This window comes from Streptomyces viridosporus (genome assembly GCF_002078235.1).
GTDB lineage: Bacteria > Actinomycetota > Actinomycetes > Streptomycetales > Streptomycetaceae > Streptomyces > Streptomyces viridosporus.
Map to the genome: position 1 here is coordinate 1 of NZ_MSGP01000431.1, position 3,954 is coordinate 3,954.

Below are 3,954 nucleotides of genomic sequence, written 5' to 3' on the forward strand. Positions count from 1 at the left end.
GCTGGTGAGCGGGACGCGGTCGCGCGGGGGGCGCGGCTGTACGAGGCGGCGCAGGCCGTGGCCGGTGATCACGGCAGGGCGGTCGAGGCCGTACGGGCGGCGCTGCGGCCGCTCCACGACGCGGAGGTGAAGCGGGAGCTCGACGCCATCCCCGTCGCCCGGTTGCAGGACGTCACCGAAGGGCGGCTGCGGCTGGGGAGCGTCGAGAGGAGCGGACTGCGCACGGTGGGCGGTGTGCTCGAAGCGGGCCCCTACCGGTTGCGGCAGATCCCCGGTGTCGGGCAGCGCACCGTCGACCAGGTGCTCGCCGCCGCCCGCCGGCTCTCCGAGGCCGCGTACGAGACCGCGGCCGTCCACATCGACGTGGACCGGCCGGAACCGGGCACCACCGCGCTCGTCGTGGCCCTGCACGTCCTGGTGGCGGCCGGCCCGGACGCCCGGCGCGCGGTCGACAAGGCCGCCGCCCTGTCGGAACGGCTCGGTCCGTTGCTGGCCGACGCCGGGCCGGCCGCCGGGCGGATCCGGATGCTCCTGGCGGGCCGGGACAAGCGGGCCCGCGCGCTGGCGGCGGTCGACGAGATCCGGTCGCTGGTGGACGAGGCGGAGCAGGCGGACCTGCCCGGACTGTTCGCGCAGGCTTCGGTGGACCTGCTGCGGGGGCCCTCGTCCGACGTCGAGGCCTGGGTGGACTTCGAACTCCGCTCCGCCGAGTACTACAGCCTGCTCGCCGAGATCTCCGGGCGGCCGCCCGACGCGGCCGCCGTCGAGGGCTTCCTGCCGGACGGGATCGCCGAGCGGGTACGGGCCCAGCACCTCGACGACTCCCACCGGCGGGTCTCCCTGCGCGGTTACCAGGCGTTCGGCGCGCGGTTCGCCCTCGCGCAGCGCAAGGTGATGCTCGGTGACGAGATGGGCCTGGGCAAGACCGTCCAGGCGATCGCCGTGCTGGCCCACCTGGCCGCCGAGGGACAGAGCCACTTCCTGGTCGTCTGTCCGGCGAGCGTCCTCGTGAACTGGACCCGGGAGATCGAGGCCCGCAGCGCCCTGCGCGTCACGGTGCTGCACGGCCCCGACCGGCACGACGCGTTCGCCGACTGGAAGGGGCGGGGCGGGGTCGGGGTGACCACGTTCGACGCGCTGCGCGGTTTCCCCGCGCCGGGCGGAGGGGAGGTCGGGCTGCTCGTGGTCGACGAGGCGCACTTCGTGAAGAATCCGCAGGCCCAGCGGTCCCAGGCGGTCGCCCGGTGGGCGGAGCGCTGCGAGCGCGCCCTCTTCATGACCGGGACCCCGATGGAGAACAGGGTCGCGGAGTTCCGCGACCTGGTCCGGATGCTCGATCCCGACGTCGCGGAATCCCTGGGCGAGCGGGACACGTTGGCCGGATCGGTCGCCTTCCGCAAGGCCGTCGCCCCGGTCTACCTGCGGCGCAACCAGGAGGACGTGCTGACGGAACTGCCGAGCCTCCAGCAGACCGACGAGTGGGAGGAGCTGAGCGCTTCGGACGAGGAGGCCTACCGCGAGGCCGTGCGCGCCGGCAACTTCATGGCGATGCGCAGGGCCGCGTACCTGCGCCCCGGGACGTCGGCCAAGCTGGGCCGGCTCCGGGAGATCGTCCAGGAGGCCGGGGAGAACGGGCAGAAGACGGTGGTCTTCTCCTACTTCAGGGACGTCCTGGGCTTGGTGGAGGAGGCACTCGCCGCCGGCACCCGGGTGTTCGGTCCGCTCACCGGGAGCGTCCCGGCCGGGCGGCGGCAGCGGCTCGTCGACGACTTCGCCGGTGCCCCGGGGCCCGCGGTGCTCCTGGCGCAGATCCAGGCGGCGGGCGTCGGCCTCAACCTGCAGGCCGCCTCGGTCGTCGTCCTCTGCGAACCCCAGATCAAGCCGACCCTCGAGCACCAGGCGGTGGCCCGGGCCCACCGCATGGGCCAGGTCAGGCCGGTCCGCGTGCACCGCCTCCTCGCCACCGGGGGAGTGGACGAACGCCTGGTGAGGATGCTGGAGGACAAGACCCGGCTGTTCGACGCCTACGCCCGCCGCAGTGCCGTGGCCGAGGCCACCCCGGACGCGGTCGACGTCTCGGACGCCGAGCTGGCGCGCCGGATCGTCGAGGAGGAGCAGGCACGCCTGGGCGTGACGGACGGGAGGGGCGCGGCACCCGGATGAGCCGGGCCGCGCCGGACGGAGGGAAGCGGAGGGAAGCGGAGGGCCGGGCGGGGCTCCGGCGCGTCGGCGGCCGGGGCGGGAACCGCGAGCCGGGCCGGCCTCATGGCGCGTCGCGCCCGTCCGGGACGCCGAGCATCCGCAGGAAGGCGGTCGCCGCAGGTGTGCGGCTGTCGGAGGCGGAGAACGCGATGACGTACTCGACGCGGACCGGCGCGTCGACCTGCCCCCGGGACGCGCGAGGTCCGGACCGAGCCGCCCGTCACGCCGGTGCCCCGCGCTTCCTTATCCGGGCCGGGGCGGCCGAGTCGCCGGAGGCGGGAGGAGCCGTCCGCGGAGCGGGGCTTCTCCCGGTGCCGCGGGACACGGTGCGCCGTACAGTGGAGGGCACGACCTCTGCCGGGCCTGCGGTATCGCCTTGCCGCAGCCACCCGCCGGCCCAGCCGGCACGACGCGGAGGATCGACGTGCTCACTCGTTCCGTTCCCTTTGGCCTCTTCGGCACCGAGCCGCCCACCGCCCGTCCGTGGATCCGTGAGGCCGCTTGCGTCGGTGAGGATCCCGAGCTGTTCTTCCCCCTGAGCGAGCGGGAGGACGACCCGCAGGTCGCCGCCGCCCGTGCGGTCTGTCGCCGTTGCCGCGTCCTGCTCGCCTGCCGTTCCTGGGCCCTCGAGCAGGGGGAGGACGCCGGCGTCTGGGGCGGGACCACCGCCGGGCAGCGCCGCGCCATCAGTCGTGCGCTGCTCGACGACTCGGCGGGCGAGCGGGTCCGGAGGAGGCGGCGGGAGCCGGAGAGCGACGGTGACCCGGGCCCGTGAGCGCCGCCGGGCCGGCGGAGGGCTTCTTCGTCCCGGCCGCCGGTCCCGGCGCCCGCGGTGGGCGCCGGTGGCGGGGCCGGACCGGTCGGGCCGCATCGGTCGGGCCGTATCGGTCAGGAACGGAGAAGCGCGGGTCACGGGGCCGTACCTAGCCTGAACGCCATGGACATCACCATTCACACGACCTTCCTCCCGCACGACGACCCGGACGCGTCCCTGGCCTTCTACCGCGACGTCCTCGGCTTCGAGGTCCGCAACGACGTCGGACAGGGCAAGATGCGCTGGATCACGGTCGGCCCCGCCGGCCAGCCCGGTACGTCCATCCTCCTGGCGCCGCCGACCGCCGACCCCGGGCTCACCGAGGACGAGCGCCGCACCATCACCGAGATGATGGCCAAGGGCACCTACGGCTGGATCCTGCTGGCCACCCCGGACCTCGACGGCACGTTCGAGAAGGTGCAGGCCCGTGACGCCGAGGTCGTCCAGGAGCCGACCGAGCAGCCGTACGGCATCCGCGACTGCGCCTTCCGCGACCCCGCGGGCAACCTGGTCCGCATCCAGGAACTCCGCTGAACCCTCCGGCCGCGTCACCGCCGGGCACCCACCGGTCACACCGGTGGGCGCCCGGCCGTGCGCCCACCGGTCCCGACGAGAAACCCCGGCGAGAAGCCGCAGCGAAAAGCCCTGACGAGAAGGAGCCCCTCGTGTGTCACCCCTCGTGGGGGCGCGCCCGCGCCGCGGCGCAGCGCCTGAGCGACTTCGCCCGCCTGCGCCGCGTCCGCGACCGGATCGACCGGGAGTACGCGCGGCCGCTCGACGTCGAGGCGCTCGCCCGCGGCGCGGGCATGGCCCCCGGGCACCTCGGCCGCCAGTTCCGGCTGGCCTACGGCAGGTCGCCGTACGCGTACCTGACGGCACGTCGCGTCGAGCGCGCGACCGTGCTGCTGCTCCACGGCGACCTCGGCGTCGCCGAGGTC

4 protein-coding genes are annotated in these 3,954 nt (G+C 75.0%); all 4 read left to right on the forward strand.

The genetic code is table 11. The features are described 5' to 3' along the window. The coding region (locus tag B7L92_RS27905) for a DEAD/DEAH box helicase (protein ID WP_107501622.1) at positions 1–2,163 on the forward strand (2,163 nt) is incomplete at its 5' end. Between the two features lie 463 nt (positions 2,164–2,626). Beyond that, positions 2,627–2,977: a WhiB family transcriptional regulator gene (locus tag B7L92_RS27910; RefSeq protein WP_081240119.1), complete on the forward strand. Its 351-nt coding sequence runs from the start codon at positions 2,627–2,629 to the stop codon at positions 2,975–2,977. A gap of 162 nt (positions 2,978–3,139) precedes the next feature. After that, complete coding sequence (locus B7L92_RS27915; RefSeq protein ID WP_081240120.1) at positions 3,140–3,550, forward strand: VOC family protein; 411 nt, start codon at positions 3,140–3,142, stop codon at positions 3,548–3,550. Positions 3,551–3,681: 131 nt separating this feature from the next. Further along, the coding region (locus B7L92_RS27920) for a helix-turn-helix domain-containing protein (RefSeq protein ID WP_081240121.1) at positions 3,682–3,954 on the forward strand (273 nt) is incomplete at its 3' end.